We start from the raw sequence: 1,529 nt of genomic DNA on the forward strand, positions 1-1,529 counted from the left end.
ACCTTTTGCTCGGTCAGCTCACCGCCATAGAGATACATCCACGACACCGCCGGCCGCACCTCGTTGACGACGCCGGAATGGTCGGACAGGTGCTCGCAGGAAAAATAATCGAACAGCACCACCGGGCCTTCAGTGGCGATAAAGCAATGCCGCGTCGGATTGTGCGCCACCCAAAGCTGCATGTTGGTGCTGTCGGTGGCGTAGCGGATGTTGACGGGGTCGTAGAGCAGGGCGCCGGCATAGCCGCGCCGCTTCAACTCGGCGCGGATACGCTCCAGCCGGTATTTTCGCATCGCCGCCAGGTCGGGCGCGGCAATGCCTGCCGCCGCCCACTCAGCCTCGGCCCGCGGGCCATAGCCCAGCACATGCTGATTGAGCGAACCCGCCTTCTGACGGGAGGCGTCGCGCAAAGCTTCGATCGAGCCCGGCTCGAACGGCATGATCTTGCGGTGGCGGCCAAAGCTGCCCTTCGGCCCCGCGCTGTCCATCGTCGAACCTCAGGTCCGCATCTTCTCGCCGCTCGGATCGAAGGGCGCTTCGACATTGATGCGGGCCGGGCGCCGGTGACCGAGGATCTCGATCTCGAACAGCCCGGCACTTTCGTCCTCGGCAAGCGCTGCGGGGATATAACCCTGCGCCATCGACTTCTGCACATAATGCGCATAGCCGCCCGATGTGACCCAGCCGACCACGCGCCAGTCGCCGTCGACGATGCCGCGCACGGCGGATGCGCCTTCGGCAGCCTTGGAGCCACGTATTTCCTTGCCGCCCTTGTCGAAGCGCGGCGCGCCATAGCCATGCGGCTTTTCCACCGTGCCGTAGTCCTTGCTGACCTTGGCCCAGATCGGCTCGTCGCCCATGACATCGGCGTCGGCGGCATCGACGATGAAGGAGACGCGGCGCAGCTTTGGCCCCTCGGCCTGTTCCTTGGCGGCGGCCTCGCGGCCGATGAAGTCATTCTTCTCGAGCTTGATGAAGCGGTCCATCGCGCCTTCGAACGGTCCATAGATCGGCCGCAACTCGCGGAACCAGGTCGGAAAGTTCTTTTCGAGGCGCATGGAGAGCAGAGCGCGCATGCCGAAATCGACAAGGCCGAATTCCTCGCCGGCGTCCTTGATTGCTTTGTAAACCAGGCGTTCGTAGGCCGGCGCCATCCAGATTTCATAGCCGAGGTCGCCGGTGTAGGTGATGCGGTTGACCATGCAGGGCGCCCCGCCAACAGCCATCTCGCGGAAATCCATGAAACGGAAGGCTTTTGTCGAGACGTCGACATCGACCAGTTTCTGCAGCAGGTCCCGTGATTTCGGCCCGGCGATCGACAGGCCGACCAGCGTCTGGTCGAAGCGGTGGATGCGCACCGTTCCGTCCTTCGGCAGGTGCTTCTCGAACCAGCGCATGTGGTATTTCTGCGCCGCCGAAGAGCCCCAGATCATGAAGCGGTCTTCTGCCGCCTTGGCGATGGTGAAGTCGCCGATCAGCTTGCCGAACTCGTTGAGCATCGGCGTCAGCACGATGCGGCGGGTCTTCGG

2 protein-coding genes are annotated in these 1,529 nt (G+C 63.6%); both read right to left on the reverse strand.

Annotation, left to right across the window (positions count from 1 at the left end):
* The coding region (locus tag EN932_RS35795) for an aminopeptidase P family N-terminal domain-containing protein (protein ID WP_206619028.1) at window positions 1–488 on the reverse strand (488 nt) is incomplete at its 3' end.
* Between the two features lie 9 nt (window positions 489–497).
* Window positions 498–1,529, reverse strand: a 1,032-nt coding sequence (locus EN932_RS35800; protein ID WP_164890840.1) for an aminomethyltransferase family protein, incomplete at its 5' end; no start/stop codon positions are given.

Source organism: Mesorhizobium sp. M7A.F.Ca.US.002.01.1.1 (genome assembly GCF_004022955.1).
Lineage (GTDB): Bacteria > Pseudomonadota > Alphaproteobacteria > Rhizobiales > Rhizobiaceae > Mesorhizobium > Mesorhizobium ciceri.